Here is a 15077-nt window from a genome sequence, read left to right as displayed (position 1 = left end):
GTGGTGGTGCTGATCGTGCTGGTCTGCGGCATCCAGTGGTGTGACCGGCTGGTCGCGTGGCTGGATCATCGCGGATAGGCGAAACGCGAGAAGCAGGAAGTCGAATGAACGCAATTTGCCGCGAAAACCCGGGAATTGAGCGGCGGCTTGCTCCATTTGCAACGAGATTGGTTGGCGCGTTTCTTCACCTGCAATGACGCGCATGTCATCGTGCGGCGGGGTTGCTCGAGCAATTCCAGGAAAAGTGCGCATCGGTTTTCCGTCCGGACTTGCGAAAAACAGAGAGTTGCCGCCAAGAGGAAGCTGTCCATGGCCAGAATAATCCCGGTGCTCGATCTCGACCGACTGGAGCAGGGCGAGTCGGAACTGCGGACCTTCTTGTTTGATCTGCGCACCGCCGCTCGCGATGTCGGCTTCTTCTATCTCAGCGGCCACGGCATAACGCAGCCGGACATCGACGCGGTGCTCGATGCCGCGCGGCGCTTCTTTGCCTTGTCGGAGGCCGACAAGCTGGCCATCGAGATGGTGAAGTCGCCGCAATTTCGCGGCTACACGCGTGCCGGCGGCGAGCTGACCAGGGGCAAGGCCGACTGGCGCGAGCAGCTCGACATCGGCGTCGAGCGCGCGACCATTTCGCAAGGGCCGAGCGTGCCGGCCTGGACCCGGCTGCAAGGTCCGAACCAGTGGCCGGCTGCGTTGCCCGAACTGAAGCCGGCGCTGCTTGCCTGGCAGACCAAGGCGACGGAGGTAGCCATCCGGCTGCTCAAGGCCTTCGCGCTGTCACTCGATCAGCCGGAGGACGCCTTCGACCCGATCTATCGCGGCGAGCCCAACCACCGCATGAAGATCGTGCGCTACCCAGGCCGCGACGCCACCGGTGACGACCAGGGCGTCGGCGCGCATAAGGATGGCGGTTTCCTCACCCTTCTGCTGCAGGACGAGAACAAGGGGCTGCAGGTCGAATATGATGGCAACTGGGTGAATGTGGATCCGATTCCGCAAACGCTCGTGGTCAACATCGGCGAGCTGCTCGAACTCGCTTCGAATGGGTATCTGAGAGCAACCGTGCACCGCGTCGTCACGCCGCCACCAGGCGTCGAGCGGATTTCGGTGCCGTTCTTCTTCAGCGCCCGGCTCGACGCGACCATCCCGCTGCTCGACCTTCCGCAGGAACTGGCGGCTGAGGCGCGCGGGCCGGCCAGCGATCCCGACAATCCGCTCTTCCGCAACGTCGGAACCAATGTGCTGAAGAGCCGTCTGAGGTCGCATCCCGACGTGGCCCGGCAGCACTATGCCGATCTTCTGGAAAAGGCAGCGGCGGCTGGCTGAGCTTTGCCGCTGCCACGCGATATTTTTTCGCGTTTCGGCCAGTTTTTGGAATTCAGTTCGTGGAAAATATACCGCAACCGCCCCAAATAGAGGCCATCGCTCGGTGTTTTCCTCCCATTGCGCCGGGCGATGTTCCCCTCTGAAGGTTATGACCTTCATTTCTTGGCCGGGCCGCTTTCGCGCCCGGCCTTTTTCTTTGGGGCAGCGCAGCCGCGCAGCTTGCAAATTCGCGGAGCGAGGATTGCCGGTCAGGCGAAAGCGATGCGGATCGCACCAAGGGGCCCGAAATCCGAGACGATCCGATCGCCATGCCGGCATTCGACCGGCCGGATGAAGGAGCCCGACAGCACCACCTGTCCGGCCTCGATTTGCATGCCGTATTGGTGAAGCCGGTTGGCGAGCCACACAATGCCCTTGGCCGGGTGGTCGAGCACGCCGGCGACGAGCCCCGTCTCCTCCACCTCGCCGTTGCGCGACACGATGGCGCCGATCCAGCGCAGGTCTGCCTCGCGCGGGCTGGGGTGGCCGCGCTCCTCCAGCGCGCGCAGATAGATCGCGTCGCTGGTCTCGTCGCTCACCTGCAGGCCGAGCGTGTCGACATAGAACGCGCGCGATGACCCCCGTGAAGATCGCCTCGCCGGTCCGCTTCTTCTCCTCCGCGCTGCGGCCCCTGCCGATGCGGAAATTCATGTCGATGAAGCCGTTCTCGGGGAGCCGGTCCGCGATCGCATAAGGATCTGCACGGAAGGCGCGCACCCGCGCGGCCCCGGGCTCGAACAGGCCGCGTCTCGAGGATGATGCGTGAAACGAGCGCGCAAAGCTCGCTCATCTCGACCTTCGCGTCGAGATTCGCCGAATATTCGACCCCCATGTGGGGCAAGGGCTTGGCGACCGAATGTCAAGTGCTTGGTCTCCATGTCGACGGGGTCGTCGGGGACGGGATTGCCGCTCTCGGAGAAATCGCGGATATAGCTGCGATCCGAGCGTTAATTTCTGTTGCGAGTCGTACTGGACTGGAACTTTTCGGAGAGTTGACTCTGCTGCCGCCCAGCACCCGCCCTTCCCTGCCCATGGCTCTGCTTCGCGCCCGCGAAGTGATCATGGCGCATTTTCGTCCGATGCTTGCTCGCCACGACATCACCGAGCAGCAATGGCGCGTGCTGCGCGTGCTTGCCGAGACCGGTCCGCTGGAAGCGACCGAGCTCGCCAACCGCGCCTCGATCCTGCCGCCCAGCCTCACCCGCATGATCAAAGCACTGGACGAGCGCGAATTCATCACCAACAAGGTCAAGGATGACGGCCGCCGCGCTCTGCTCGCCATCAGCCCGGCCGGCGTGGCGCTGATCGAGGAGCTGGCGCCCGAGCGCACCGCCATCTACGACGCCATCGAGAAGCGTTACGGCGCCGAGCAGTACGAGCGCCTGCTGGACATGCTGGAAAGCCTGATCGAGTCGGAGTCAGCGCCAGACTGACCGACTAGCCACCGAAACTCCCAGTGCGCTGGGCTGCATGTAGTTGCGCCCGACATAGAGCAGCGCCGCCTCGTCGCTGCCATGGCGGATGTCGACGACGCGGCCGAACATCACATTGTGCATGCCGGTGCTCGGCGTCATGCGCTTCGAAAGCGAGGAAGGGACGGTGCGCCTTGCCAACGCCACCGTCTATGGTCTTGCTTCTGCCGTGTGCACCTCGAAGCGTTCGACCGAGCATCGCATGGTGCGCGCCATCAATGCCGGCGTCGTCCACGGCGCCGACATCACGGTACCGCTCGGCGGCTTCAAGCAGTCCGGCTTCGGCAGAGACAAGTCGCTGCACGCGATCGAGAAGTACACCGATCTCAAGACGGCGTAGATAGCGCTCGGATAACGATCCCCTCAAGGGGAGGGTGGCTGGACCTTGTGGAGATGCTCGCCCAAGCCGGCAAGGCCGGCGTCGGTACCTGGTTGCGCCAAGGCATAGCTGATGCGACTGTGCTGCGTCGCCGTTATCGACGCTTACGTGAGGCCAATCTGATGCTCCTGGCTGTCCATCATGTCGCAATCATCTGCAGTGACTATGAGACCTCCAAGCAGTTCTACACGAACAAGCTCGGTTTCGTCGTTCTGGCCGAAAACTGGCGCCCCGAAAGGCAGTCTTGGAAGTGCGATTTGCGTCACGGCCCCATCCAGATCGAGCTGTTCAGTTTCCCAGATCCGCCAAGCCGGCCCAGCAGGCCCGAGGCCTGTGGATTGAGGCATATTGCATTCGTGGTCGCCTCGGTCGAGGTAACAGCCGAGCTGCTTCGGTCGCGAGACGTCGAGGTGGAGCCCATCCGAACAGATCCCTACACGGGGCGATTGTTTACCTTCATCGCCGATCCTGATGGACTGCCGATCGAATTTTACCAGGACGGTGTTTGACGGTGAGAATCAGACCGCGAAATCCGCCGGTTGCGGAACGCGAAGCAACTGGTGAGGAGGCAGATGATGAAGTCAGGCTTGGAGAAGCTGGGGCACGACGCCACCTGCCATCGGGACGGCGTCGGCAGCACCTAACCATCTTCGCCGCAACGGAGGAGATGAGTTATGCCTCGCCGGTCAGCCGCGCCGAGATGAGCCGCGCCGCCCTGATCGCCGCCTCGCCCTTTGCGGCCGCGACCGCATCGTCGACGCGCGAGACAGGGGGAGGCGATCGACAGCGTGCCGATCGGCTGGCCGTCAGCTCCGAGGATCGCCGCGCCTATGCTGTGCACGCCATCCTGGTGGGTGCGCGCCTGACGATGAACAGGGCAACGCAACGTTAGACAAGACACCAACTTTTCAGCGGCTGGAGCTACACCAGCGCGCCGCAAACAGGTATCTATCGTCGCGACATCATGCTTCGGGGGTCATGAGGGAGCGGCTTGCAGCTGGATTTGAAAACAATCGAGGCGCTCGCGCCCGACCAGGCTTCGCTGGGCGCCGCCGCCAAGCTGACCAAGCGGTCCAACTGGCCCCGTCTCGAGACAAACGAACAGCTGGGCCTCATCTGGGGCGAATGCCAGGGCTCGGGAGCGAATCCCTACCGCGTCGCATTCGATGCCCGCGACCACGGCTACAAATGCACCTGTCCATCGCGAAAATTTCCGTGCAAGCACATACTGGGGCTGATGTGGATCGGCGCCACCGCGCCCGCCAGCTTCGATCGGGTCGACCAGACGCCGGAATGGGTCAATGACTGGCTCGGGCGGCGCCGCAAGCCGGGCCAGCCGCCGACGCCGGCGCCGGCAAGCGCGGAAAGCAAAAGCATCGACGAGGCGTTGCGGCCCGAGCAAAGCGCTGCCGTAGAAGACGCCGCGGCCGCCGAGCGCCGCGAGGCGGCGCAGCGCAAGCGCGCCGAGGACACGCGAAGTGCCGCGTCGGCAGCGCTCGACGAATTGGATCAGTGGGTTGCCGACCAGCTTCGGCTCGGCCTTGCCGGTTTTGTCGACGCCAGCAGCGAGCGCTGCCGCCGCATCGCGGCGCGGCTTGTAGACCTCAAGGCGACCGCTTTGGCCGGGCGTATCGACGAGCTGCCCGCGAAACTGATGGCGCTGCGCAGCGAAGAGCGGCCGGACGCCGCTATCCGAGAGCTGGGTAAGCTGGTGCTGCTCGCCAAGGCCTGGCGTGCCGCGCCCGACGATGCCGAGCTGAAGCGCCTGGTCTCGACATCCGAAACACGCGACCAGATCCTTGCCAATCCGGATGCCGTCAAGGTCGAGAGCGACTGGGAGGTGCTGGGTGAGAAGATCGAGGCCCGTCGCGACGGCCTGGTCAGCCACGCGACCTGGCCGCTCGATCTGAAAAGCCCAATCCCACGATTTGCCGTCCTCCTGGACTTCTTCCCGGCCTCGGCCGGGCGCCGCTCCGGCGCCTTCGCGCCGGGGGATCGCTTCAAAGCGAGGCTGGTGTTCTATCCATCCCGAATTCCGCTTCGCGCACTGGTCGCAGAACGCCTGGGCGATGCGTCGTCCGGCAATTGGCCCGATTTTGCTCCGAACGCTGCCGGCGATCCGCTGGCCGCCTATGCAGCTTTCCAGGACGGCGCGCCGTGGCTGTCCGACTGTCCGATCCTCCTGCCGGCGGGCGCGATCGCGCTGGACGAGAAGGATGGCGCCTGGTGGCAGGCGGCGAACGATTCGCATGGCATCGCCCTGCCTGTCGCCGGCTCCGTCAACCAGACCTTGCTTGGCCTCGATCTGACAGTCACGGCAGCGCTGTGGAACGGCGCCAGGCTCGAGCTTCTGGCCTCACAAAGCAGCGTCGGGAGGCTCAATCTCTCATGAACGAGCTCGAGCAGGCAGGGCTGGCGAGGCTTCGCGACAACTGGATTTCGGGCGGCGCCGCTTTCGAATTGGCGCCCGCCGAATGGAAGGAGTTCGCGGCTGCCTCCAGCTCGGACGAGCAGGAACGTCGGCTCTTGGCGATCGCCGCGCAGGCGCTGGATGTCGCGCTTCGGCCGGCGGCGCCCAAAACCTTGAAACGCCGTCCGCCGCTGCCGATGCTCGCGCTGCCGATGCTTCCTGATTGGCTGCGACCGTTGCTGCGTGCCGCATTGAAATACGCCGCTGATGCGAGGCTCAAGACCCGCGTGGCCACACTCGTCGCCAGCCGAGGCTTCGTGCTGCATCCGATGGATTGGATGCCTGCTGCGTCGGATCAGGAAAGCCCAGATATCTATGCTCCCTGGGTCGACTGGCAAGCAGGCGCGGATGGCGACAGGCAGTCTCGACGACGACAACTCACCGCTGAAACCTGGGATGATTTTTATCCTGCCGCGCGCCGTACAGCTTTGGTCGAATTACGGCGCACCATGCCTGTCTTGGCGCGGACGTTGATTGAGACCAAGGGAGCGAGCGAGCCGGCGGAGGTCAGGCTTGCGCTCGTGGAGCTGATGCGCTTCGGCTTGAGTGCCGATGACATTCCATTTCTAAAGAGCCTGTCCGCCGATCGCTCAGGCAAGGTGCGCGAAACGGCCGGCCGGCTCCTGGCAAGGTTGGGTGAACGTAGCGATCCAGCGGATGGCGCGTCGAAAGATCCGATAGCCGAGCTCGCCGCTTTCATTGAGGAAGGCAAATCCGGCTTCATCCGCCGCCGCACCACCTACACGCCGATAAAACCCAAGTCGCCTGCGCAACAGTCGCGTCGCGCCGACCTGTTCGCGTCCTGTTACTTCGGCGATCTCATCGCCCAATTCGGCAAGACTGAGCCCGATTTCATTGGCGCATGGCAGTTCGGCGTCGATGAGGGTGCCGATCTCTTTCTCGTTCGAATGATCGCGGTGTCCGGCAGCGATGCGGCGGTCGCCTGTTTGGCGGATTTGCTTGTCGCCGCCGGCGGCAGGCTGGCGCTTCTCGTCCTCCAGCTCATGTCGCGCTTGGACAACGGCAGGAAGCGTGTGCTGATCAGGCAGATCCTGGATGATGGGCAAAATCTGGCCGCGCTCAACCTGGTCGAAGGCGCGGAAGCAGGCTGGCTGGAATGGAGCGACCTCGCAAGGAGCAAGACGCTTCCAGCGCTGCGTTCCGCCGTCTCGGGTGACAACGACGTCATGAAACGAAGCGCCGAGCAGTATCTCGAGACCCTAGGCTTTCTGGCCAATCCGGAGGCGGCGGAAAAATTGATCGACGAGGTGATCGCCGCCGGCCTGTCGCCCGCTTCCCCATCCCTCGGCCTGCTGCGGCTCAATGCGGCGCTGGCCGGAAACCCTTCGCAATCCGACAGATGATCAACCCGGAGAAGATCGCATGAACGCAGCCATCCGCCTTCCGGCCGAGCAGGTCTATGCCTCCGAACTGCAGGCGCTCGCGCGCGACGACGACCGCCAGAAGCCTGCCGGCTGGAGCCTGTCGCCCAAGGCTGTCCTCACTTACCTGATGGGCGGCAAGGCGGGCGACGGCACGCTTATCACCCCGAAATATGTCGGACGTCGGCAATTGATGGAAACCGCGGTGGCGACGCTCGCGACCGACCGGGCGCTGCTCCTGCTCGGCGTGCCGGGAACGGCAAAATCCTGGGTCTCGGAACATCTCGCCGGCGCCATCATGGGAAACTCGACGCTGATCGTGCAATGCACGGCCGGCACCGACGAGAATCAGATCCGCTACGGCTGGAACTATGCGCAGCTCTTGGCGAAGGGGCCGAGCCAGGAGGCGCTGGTGCCGACGCCGCTCTACCGCGCCATGCAGGAAGGCAAGCTCTGCCGCTTGGAAGAGCTGACGCGCATGGGCTCCGACGTGCAGGACACGCTGATCACCGTGCTGTCCGAAAAGATGATGCCGGTGCCGGAGCTGAACACCTCGATCTACGCGCAGCGCGGCTTCAACATCATCGCCACCGCGAACAATCGCGACAAGGGCGTCAACGAACTCTCCTCGGCGCTGAAGCGCCGTTTCAATGTCGTGGTGCTGCCGCTGCCGGAGGACATGGCGGAAGAGGTCTCGATCGTGTCTCGGCGCGTCGGCGAGATGGCCGGCGGACTGGACCTGCCGGTGCCGAAAAATGTCGGCGAGGAGATCGCGCGCGTGCTGACCATCTTCCGCGAGCTGCGCTCCGGCGCGACCTCGGACGGCAAGGTGACGCTGAAGACGCCGTCGGGCTCGCTCTCCACCGCCGAGGCGATCGCCACGATGATCAGCGGCCTCAGCCAGGCGGCCTGGTTCGACGGCGGCAAGCTCCACGCCGAAGGCCTGGCGCCAAGCCTGGTCGGCGCCATCGTCAAGGATCCGGTCCAGGACAAGGTCGTGCTGGAGGAATATCTGGAGACGGTGCTGAAGAAGCGGCCGGACTACGCCGGTTATTACGCGGCGCTCAACGCGGCCATCTGAGCCATGACGCAAGGCGGCATCAGCTATTTCGGCATTCGCCATCATGGGCCGGGCTCCGCCGCGAGCCTGGTTAGAGCGTTGCAGGAATTGCAGCCGGCCGCCGTGCTGATCGAGGGGCCGGTGGATGCCTCGCCCTTGCTGCCCCTGGTTGCCAGCCCGGACATGAAGCCGCCGGTGGCGCTGCTTTGCTACCCCGAGGACGATCCCGCCGCGACGCGCTTCTGGCCCTTCGCCGAATTCTCTCCCGAATATCAGGCGGCGCTTTGGGCCGTCGCCAACAAGGCGGCGCTGCGTTTCATCGACCTGCCCTCCGCCGCGCGGCTTGCCGAGCAAGGGCCCGAGGGTTCGACCGACGCCGATGCGGACGAACCGGAGGCCACCGAAGAGCAGAGCGAAGCAAGCTCGCGGATCCTTGATCCGATTGGCACCTTGGCGCGCGCCGCCGGCTATGAGGACGGCGAAAGCTGGTGGTCCGATATCATCGAGCAGAATCCCGCACCCGGGCCGATCTTCGCGGCCATCGCCGACGCGATGACGACGCTGCGCGACGGCGAGACGTCCATTGGCAAATTCGAGGCCATGCGCGAGGCGCATATGCGGCTGGAGATCGGCGCTGCGCGCAAAGAAATCGACGGGCCGCTGGCCGTCGTCTGCGGCGCGTGGCATGTGCCCGCCCTGCAAGCTCCGCATCCGCAAAAGATCGACCAGGCACTGCTCAAGGGCATCGGCCGGCGGAAGACCACGATGACCTTCGCGCCATGGACCGGACCGCGGCTGGCGCTGGGCTATGGCTATGGCGCCGGTGTCGTCGCGCCGGGCTGGAGCAAGCACCTGTGGCAGACGCGCGGGCAGGACGACGCTTCGGTGCTGTGGCTCGCGCGGATCGCTTCGGTTCTCAGGGCCAAGGGCCATATGATTTCGACCGCCTCGCTGATCGAGGCGGAGCGTCTGGCGCGGGCGCTTGCCGCCATACGCGAGCGCCCGAAACCGGGTTTCGAGGAACTGCGCGAGGCCTCGATCGCGGCGCTCTTCAACGGCGAGGCCCTGCTGTGGAAGATGGTCGAGGCCGAGCTGCTGCTCGGCGCCGATGTCGGCGAGATTCCATCCGACACGCCGCTCGCGCCGCTGATCGATGATTTGCAGCGCAACCAGAAGGCCGCGCGGCTCAAGCCTGAAGCACTGGAGCGCGAGCTCTCCATCGACCTGCGCAGCGAGAGCGGTCTCTTTCGGTCGACGCTTCTGCACCGGCTGAACGTGCTCGGCGTGAACTGGGGCAGGCTGACGGATGTCGGCCGCAGCCGCGGCACGTTCCGCGAGCGCTGGCTGCTGGCCTGGCAGCCGGAATACGCCGTGCGCCTGGTCGAAAACCTGATTTACGGACCGACCATCGAGAAGGCCGCCAACGGCCGGCTTGTCCAGATGATCGGCGCCGCTTCGACGCTCGATGCTCTGGCCACGCTGGTGCAAAGCGCGATCACCGCCGCCTTGAGCGAGGCGTCCGCGGCCGGCCTCGCCGCGCTCGAGGAGAAGGCGGCGCATAGCAGCGAATGCCTGGAGCTCCTTCCGTCGGTGCCCCCGCTTGCCGACATCATCCGCTATGGCGAAGCGCGCAAAACCGAGACGCAGCGCCTTGCCGGCCTCTTGGAGCGGTTGGTCATCGAAGGCGCGATCGCGCTGCCTTACGCCGCGCGCGATCTCGACGCGCAGGCCGCCGCAGCGCTGATGGCGGCGCTGCGGAAGGCCGACGAGGCGATCAGGCTGGTCGAGCCGGACGGGCATGTCCTGGATGCCTGGCGGAACGGCCTTGCGGCGGTGCTCGATTCATCGCGCTCGACGGCGCTCGTTGCTGGCTGCGCCGCACATCTGCTCTACGAGGCCGGGCACCTCTCGGCCGAGGCCACGGCCGGCCTTTTGGCAAAGCGGCTGTCGCCCGGAACGCCGGTCATCGATGCCGCCGCCTTTTTCGAAGGCTTCTTCAGCGGCGCCGGCCAGAGGCTGATCTATGACGAGGGGCTGCGCGGCGCTGTCGATTCCTGGCTGGCATCGCTCGACGAGGACGCCTTCGTTGCGCATCTGCCTTTGCTGCGCCGCGTATTTTCCAATCTCGACAGCATGGAGCGCCGCCGCCTGATCGAGGCCGTGCTCGGCCGCAGGGCGAGCCTGCCCGCCGGACTGACGCCGGCACCCGATGGCGGCGACGCCTGGCGCCGGCATTTTGGTCTCCTCGGCAAGCTGCTTACGGGGGAGCCCAACCATGGATGATGAAACGGTCGGACCCGATCTTCATCCGATCGAAGGGACGCGGGAGCGCCGTTGGCGCCTGGCGATCGGCGCCGACGATGAGTCTTTCTCGGCGCTGTCGGAGGAGGACCGGCGGCTTTCGGCAGCCCTCGATGCGCTCTACGGCGACGGCAGCGGCGACGCCGGCGATCCGCGCAAGCGGCGCGGCGGCCTCGGCCGCTCGGCGCCGCGCGTCGCGCAATGGATGGGCGATATCCGCTCTTTCTTCCCGGAGCAGGTGGTCCAGGTCGTGCAGAAGGACGCCTTCGAGCGGCTGAAGCTGAAGCAAATGCTGATGGAGCCGGAATTCCTCAAGGCGATCGAGGCCGACGTCAATCTCGTTGCCGATCTGGTCTCGTTGCGCTCGGCGATGCCGGAAAAGACCAGGGACATTGCACGCTCGATCATTTCCGACATCGTCGCCAAGCTGATGCAGCGTCTCGAGCAGAAGACCGCCGAGGCGATCCGCGGCGCGCTCGACCGTTCCAGGCGCACCAACCGGCCGCGGCAGCGCGACATCGACTGGCCGCGCACGATCGCGGCGAACCTTCGCCACTACCAGCCAGACCACAAGACCGTGGTGCCGGAAAAGCTCGTCGGCTTCATGCGCCGCCAGCGTCGGCTGGTCGACCTCGACGAAGTGACGCTCTGCGTCGATCAGTCCGGCTCGATGGCAAGTTCGGTCATCTACGCCTCGATCTTCGCGGCCGTGATGGCCTCCTTGCCGGTCGTGCGCACCAAGCTGGTCTGCTTTGACACCGCGATCGTCGATCTGACCGAAGAGCTCAGCGATCCGGTCGAGGTGCTGTTCGGCGTCCAGCTTGGCGGCGGAACCGACATCAACCAGGCGGTCGCTTATTGCGCCGAGCGCATCGAGCGGCCGACCAAGGCCCATTTCGTCCTCATCACCGACCTCTACGAAGGCGGCAACGGTCAGGAACTGCTTCGTCGGCTGGCTGCGCTGGTGCGGTCGGGCGTCAATGTCGTTGTGCTCCTGGCGCTCACCGACCAGGGCCGTCCCGGCTACGACTCTTCCATGGCCGGCTCGGTCGCGGCATTGGGCGTCCCGGTCTTCGCCTGCACGCCGGACCATTTTCCCGACATGATGGCGGCGGCGCTGCGCCGGGAGGACATCGGCGCTTGGGCGGCGGGAGCGGACATCAAGCTTATTCGCCCGGATTCGGAAACGCCAAGCGCAGCCGAATAGCTTCGCCACCCTTCCGACGCTGATCAGGGCGCTTTCTCGCTGATCAATTCAAACCGCTCGATCTCACAGTGTTGGCCGACCAGCGCCAGCACCTCAGTTGACGGCTCGACTGCATCTGGCTGCCGCCATTTGACTTGGAAGGAAAACACGAAGCGGTCGCGGTCGGCATCGTGCTCCATGCCAACGAAGCGGGCATCGTATCCGAGCGGCCGTACGATCTCCTGGAGGTCGGGCGGGGCTGTCTTCGGCCATGAGACCGCAAGGATCGCCTTATGGTTGCGCGGGATCTTGAGATCGACCCACTTCAGGGCCTGCAGCGTCACCAGCGTCAATGCTGTAGCAATCGCGCCGAGGCCGAACTGGCCGCCGCCGAAGGCCAGCCCGATCATCGTCATGATCCACATGGTGGCGGCGGTGGTCACTCCGGTGACGAGATCGCCGCGCCTGAGGATGGCGCCGCCGCCGATGAAGCCGACGCCGGTGAGCACGCCGAGCGCAAAGCGCAGCACATCCATGCGCACGAATGAGTCCGGTCCCTTGCCGGCAACGTCGAGCAGCATGTTGGCCTGGACCATGGCGACGCACGCCGCGAGGCCGACCAGGATGGTCGTCCGCAGGCCGGCGGAATGGCCGCGCGCTTCGCGATTCAAGCCGATGAGGAAGCCCGCGACCAGCGTCAGCAACAGCCGCGCAACGAGATCCGGCCATGTCGGATGAAGCGGCATGTCGCAGCAGAGCGGCTCGAGCATTTCCCGTCGGCGACGCCGGTCGGCGCACCCTCCATTGCGTCAGGACAGTTCAACTAAGCTCGGCCATGGATGGTTCCTTGGCCAATGCCGATGACGTGAGGTTCCGCGGGACTGGTGCCGTGGGAGGGCGGGCGTGCTCCCGCGACCGGCTGGAACCCGGTCGCGGGAGGAGGTGGCTCAGCCGAACTTCGGGTCGAGGCTGCCGGCCTTGTAACGCTTGGCCATTTCCGACAACGGGATCGGCTTGATCTTCGGCGCGTTGCCGGCTGTGCCGAACTGCTCGAAGCGTTCCTTGCAGAGCTTCTTCATCGCCGCCATGGCCGGCGTCAGATATTTGCGCGGATCGAACTCGGAAGGGTTCTCGGTCAGCACCTTGCGGATCGCGCCGGTCAGCGCCATGCGGTTGTCGGTGTCGATGTTGATCTTGCGCACGCCGTGCTTGATGCCGCGCTGGATCTCTTCCACCGGCACGCCCCAGGTCGGCTTCATCTGGCCGCCATATTTGTTGATGATCTCCTGCAGCTCCTCCGGCACCGATGACGAGCCATGCATGACCAGATGCATATTGGGCAGGCGGCGATGGATCTCCTCGATCACATTCATCGCCAGCACCGCGCCATCCGGCTTGCGCGAGAATTTGTAGGCGCCGTGGCTGGTGCCCATGGCCACCGCGAGCGCATCGACATGGGTGTCGCGCACGAACTGCTCGGCCTGCACCGGGTCTGTAAGCAACTGATCGTGGCTGATGGCGCCTTCGACGCCGTGGCCATCCTCCTGCTCGCCGCCGCCGCTCTCCAGCGAGCCGAGCACGCCGATCTCGCCTTCCACCGAGACACCGCCCCAATGCGCCATATCGACGACGCGGCGCGTGATGCCTGAATTATAGGCGTAGTCGGCCGGCGACTTGCCGTCTTCCTTCAGCGAACCGTCCATCATGACCGACGTGAAGCCGTACTGGATCGCGGTGACGCAGGTCGCTTCGTTGTTGCCGTGGTCGAGATGCATGCAGACCGGAATGTCGGGGTGGATCTCGACCAGCGCGTCGATCAGCTTGGCCAGCACCACATCATTGGCGTAGGCGCGCGCCCCGCGGCTCGCCTGGAGGATGACCGGCGACTTGGTCTCCTCGGCCGCCTCCATGATGGCGAGGCCCTGTTCCATGTTGTTCATGTTGAAGGCAGGCACGCCATAGCCTTGTTCGGCGGCATGGTCGAGCAATTGTCTCAGTGTGATGCGAGCCAACGAATAGTCTCCCGTATCTGGTTCGAGCCCGTGTTTGAAAAGGCCGCCCGGGCGGGCGGCCCCGTTGCTTCTGGCCGGATTTCTGACCTACCGCAACCTTTTGAAGCCCTTTCGGCCGCAATTCTTGTTGCAGGGCTGAAATCCGGCCCGAGTCGAGCCTAAGCGGCGATCCGCTCGCGCGCGGCAAGGATTTCGACGCAGGCCTTCGCCGCTTCCTTGCCCTTCACCAAAAAAAATTCTCGTGGAAGAAGCGGCGGTGCTCGGCGCTCTCATGATAGTTGTGCGGCGTGAGCACGGCCGAGAGCACCGGGGAAGATTAACTGCGCTCAGGAAACATCGCCTTCAGCCCCTCGCATGAAGCCTTCGCCACGCCGCGCTCGGTGATCAGCCCTGTCACCAGCCGAGCCGGCGTTACGTCGAAGGCGGGGTTTGCCGCCGGCGTCGCGTCGGGCGAGACGCGCACCTGCGCGACCTTGCCGTCGGCCGTCCTACCCCACACCAGTGAAACCTCGTCACTCGCGCGCTCCTCGATCGGGATTTCCGCAAGCCCGTCGGCGACCGTCCAGTCGATGGTGGGCGAGGGGAGCGCGACATAGAAAGGGACGTCGTTGTCGGCGGCGGCTAAAGCCTTGAGATAGGTGCCGATCTTGTTGCAGACGTCGCCATTGGCCGTCGTGCGGTCGGTGCCGACGATCACCATGTCGATGTCGCCATGCTGCATCAGATGCCCGCCGGCGTTATCGACGATCAGCGTGTGCGGCACGCCGTGGCCGGCCATTTCCCAGGCGGTCAGCTGGGCGCCCTGGTTGCGCGGCCTGGTCTCGTCGACATAGACGTGGACCGGAATGCCGGCTTCCGTCGCCAGATAGATTGGCGCCGTGGCGGTGCCGTAGTCGACCGTCGCCAGCCAACCGGCATTGCAATGGGTGAGAATGTTGACCGCCTCGCCAGGCTTCTTTTTCGCCGCGATCTCCTTGATGATGGCAAGCCCGTTCTCGCCGATGGCGCGATTGAGCCCGACATCCTCGTCTGCGATCTCGGCGGCGCGCCGGTAGGCGGCCTCGGCGCGCTCTCCCGGCGCCAGCGGCTTGAGAAAACGCCGCATCTCGTCCAGCGCCCAGCGCAGGTTGATCGCCGTCGGTCGCGTTTTGTGCAGCGTCTCCCACGCCGCGTCGAGCGCTTCGTCCGAGGGATCGTCGGTCATCTGGATGGCGACGCCGTAGGCAGCGGTGACGCCGATCAGCGGCGCGCCGCGCACCCACATGTCGCGGATCGCGGTAGCGATGCTGGGAACGGTTCCGATCGTCTCGACGCGAAACTCATGCGGCAGCCAGCGCTGGTCGATGATCTCGACCGAGCGTTTGTCGTTGCTGAGCCAAATTGTACGATAGTGGCGTTCGCCGACTTTCAAAGGCTCTTCTCCTGTTCGACCAGCGCGGCCAATGCG

13 protein-coding genes and 5 pseudogenes are annotated in these 15077 nt (G+C 65.0%); 11 read left to right on the top strand and 7 right to left on the bottom strand.

Annotated features, from left to right (window positions below; translation table 11 throughout):
- Together EOA32_RS20990 and EOA32_RS20985 are read left to right on the top strand one after the other, a co-directional pair.
- A pseudogene (locus tag EOA32_RS20990) lies at nt 1–78 on the top strand (ABC transporter permease); the annotation flags it as partial.
- 231 nt (nt 79–309) lie between these two features.
- Nucleotides 310–1329, top strand: a complete 1020-nt coding sequence (locus tag EOA32_RS20985) for an isopenicillin N synthase family oxygenase (protein WP_095823943.1) — start codon at nt 310–312, stop codon at nt 1327–1329.
- 248 nt (nt 1330–1577) lie between these two features.
- Here EOA32_RS20985 and EOA32_RS20980 read toward each other — a convergent pair.
- Both EOA32_RS20980 and EOA32_RS20975 read right to left on the bottom strand, forming a co-directional pair.
- A pseudogene (locus EOA32_RS20980) lies at nt 1578–1844 on the bottom strand (2-oxo-hepta-3-ene-1,7-dioic acid hydratase); the annotation flags it as partial.
- Nucleotides 1845–1953: 109 nt separating this feature from the next.
- Nucleotides 1954–2209: pseudogene (locus EOA32_RS20975) on the bottom strand (5-carboxymethyl-2-hydroxymuconate isomerase); the annotation flags it as partial.
- 190 nt (nt 2210–2399) lie between these two features.
- Between EOA32_RS20975 and hpaR the strand changes: the two are divergent.
- Nucleotides 2400–2801 (top strand): homoprotocatechuate degradation operon regulator HpaR, encoded by a 402-nt coding sequence (hpaR, locus tag EOA32_RS20970; RefSeq protein ID WP_128372759.1) that lies wholly within the window; start codon nt 2400–2402, stop codon nt 2799–2801.
- On the opposite strand, the gene EOA32_RS38715 is transcribed toward hpaR, so the two are convergent.
- Nucleotides 2787–2942: a hypothetical protein gene (locus EOA32_RS38715; protein ID WP_156751111.1), complete on the bottom strand. Its 156-nt coding sequence runs from the start codon at nt 2940–2942 to the stop codon at nt 2787–2789. The two genes, hpaR and EOA32_RS38715, sit on opposite strands and share 15 nt — an antisense overlap.
- Between EOA32_RS38715 and EOA32_RS20965 the strand changes: the two are divergent.
- From EOA32_RS20965 to EOA32_RS20930, 8 genes and pseudogenes are all read left to right on the top strand, one after another.
- Nucleotides 2926–3180: pseudogene (locus tag EOA32_RS20965) on the top strand (aldehyde dehydrogenase family protein); the annotation flags it as partial. The gene EOA32_RS38715 and the pseudogene EOA32_RS20965 overlap by 17 nt on opposite strands.
- A 53-nt stretch (nt 3181–3233) precedes the next feature.
- Complete coding sequence (locus EOA32_RS20960; RefSeq protein ID WP_245499342.1) at nt 3234–3728, top strand: VOC family protein; 495 nt, start codon at nt 3234–3236, stop codon at nt 3726–3728.
- A 158-nt stretch (nt 3729–3886) separates the two neighbouring features.
- Nucleotides 3887–4111 carry a hypothetical protein gene (locus EOA32_RS20955; protein ID WP_128372757.1) on the top strand — a complete coding sequence of 75 codons (225 nt, stop codon included), beginning with the start codon at nt 3887–3889 and terminating at the stop codon, nt 4109–4111.
- Between the two features lie 99 nt (nt 4112–4210).
- Nucleotides 4211–5611, top strand: coding sequence for an SWIM zinc finger family protein (locus EOA32_RS20950; RefSeq protein WP_128372756.1), 1401 nt, complete (start codon nt 4211–4213; stop codon nt 5609–5611).
- Between the two features lie 134 nt (nt 5612–5745).
- Entirely contained in the window at nt 5746–7053 is a 1308-nt protein-coding gene (locus tag EOA32_RS20945) for a DUF5691 domain-containing protein (protein ID WP_245499341.1), read from the top strand.
- Between the two features lie 19 nt (nt 7054–7072).
- The gene (locus tag EOA32_RS20940) at nt 7073–8152 is read left to right on the top strand and encodes an AAA family ATPase (RefSeq protein ID WP_095776273.1); all 1080 of its coding nucleotides are present in this window, start codon (nt 7073–7075) and stop codon (nt 8150–8152) included.
- Between the two features lie 3 nt (nt 8153–8155).
- Nucleotides 8156–10414, top strand: coding sequence for a DUF5682 family protein (locus tag EOA32_RS20935; protein WP_128372755.1), 2259 nt, complete (start codon nt 8156–8158; stop codon nt 10412–10414).
- Complete coding sequence (locus EOA32_RS20930) at nt 10407–11639, top strand: VWA domain-containing protein (RefSeq protein ID WP_128372754.1); 1233 nt, start codon at nt 10407–10409, stop codon at nt 11637–11639. The genes EOA32_RS20935 and EOA32_RS20930 overlap by 8 nt, the downstream gene beginning before the upstream one ends.
- A gap of 23 nt (nt 11640–11662) precedes the next feature.
- On the opposite strand, the gene EOA32_RS20925 is transcribed toward EOA32_RS20930, so the two are convergent.
- The 4 genes and pseudogenes from EOA32_RS20925 to mtnA form a co-directional block, all read right to left on the bottom strand.
- The gene (locus EOA32_RS20925) at nt 11663–12388 is read right to left on the bottom strand and encodes an MgtC/SapB family protein (RefSeq protein ID WP_128372753.1); all 726 of its coding nucleotides are present in this window, start codon (nt 12386–12388) and stop codon (nt 11663–11665) included.
- Nucleotides 12389–12565: 177 nt separating this feature from the next.
- On the bottom strand, nt 12566–13630 hold the full coding sequence (gene fba, locus EOA32_RS20920; RefSeq protein ID WP_067327727.1) for a class II fructose-bisphosphate aldolase: 1065 nt from the start codon (nt 13628–13630) through the stop codon (nt 12566–12568).
- A gap of 158 nt (nt 13631–13788) precedes the next feature.
- A pseudogene (locus tag EOA32_RS39950) lies at nt 13789–13940 on the bottom strand (6,7-dimethyl-8-ribityllumazine synthase); the annotation flags it as partial.
- A 6-nt stretch (nt 13941–13946) separates the two neighbouring features.
- A complete protein-coding gene (mtnA, locus tag EOA32_RS20910) occupies nt 13947–15041 on the bottom strand; it encodes an S-methyl-5-thioribose-1-phosphate isomerase (protein ID WP_128372752.1) in 1095 nt (364 codons plus the stop codon).
- Between the last annotated feature and the right edge of the window lie 36 nt (nt 15042–15077).

Source organism: Mesorhizobium sp. M1A.F.Ca.ET.072.01.1.1 (assembly GCF_004023325.1).
Lineage (GTDB): Bacteria > Pseudomonadota > Alphaproteobacteria > Rhizobiales > Rhizobiaceae > Mesorhizobium.
This window is presented reverse-complemented; position numbering and strand designations above follow the sequence as displayed.

What these genes read in the sequence shown, in the direction of transcription:
- EOA32_RS20930 (WP_128372754.1), top strand. Translation starts at nt 10,407, where the DNA reads ATGGATGATGAAACGGTCGGACCCGATCTTCATCCGATCGAAGGGACG.
- EOA32_RS20940 (WP_095776273.1), top strand. Translation starts at nt 7,073, where the DNA reads ATGAACGCAGCCATCCGCCTTCCGGCCGAGCAGGTCTATGCCTCCGAA.
- EOA32_RS38715 (WP_156751111.1), bottom strand. Translation starts at nt 2,942, where the DNA reads ATGACGCCGAGCACCGGCATGCACAATGTGATGTTCGGCCGCGTCGTC.
- EOA32_RS20955 (WP_128372757.1), top strand. Translation starts at nt 3,887, where the DNA reads ATGAGTTATGCCTCGCCGGTCAGCCGCGCCGAGATGAGCCGCGCCGCC.
- EOA32_RS20925 (WP_128372753.1), bottom strand. Translation starts at nt 12,388, where the DNA reads ATGCTCGAGCCGCTCTGCTGCGACATGCCGCTTCATCCGACATGGCCG.
- EOA32_RS20960 (WP_245499342.1), top strand. Translation starts at nt 3,234, where the DNA reads ATGCTCGCCCAAGCCGGCAAGGCCGGCGTCGGTACCTGGTTGCGCCAA.
- hpaR (WP_128372759.1), top strand. Translation starts at nt 2,400, where the DNA reads ATGGCTCTGCTTCGCGCCCGCGAAGTGATCATGGCGCATTTTCGTCCG.
- EOA32_RS20935 (WP_128372755.1), top strand. Translation starts at nt 8,156, where the DNA reads ATGACGCAAGGCGGCATCAGCTATTTCGGCATTCGCCATCATGGGCCG.
- EOA32_RS20985 (WP_095823943.1), top strand. Translation starts at nt 310, where the DNA reads ATGGCCAGAATAATCCCGGTGCTCGATCTCGACCGACTGGAGCAGGGC.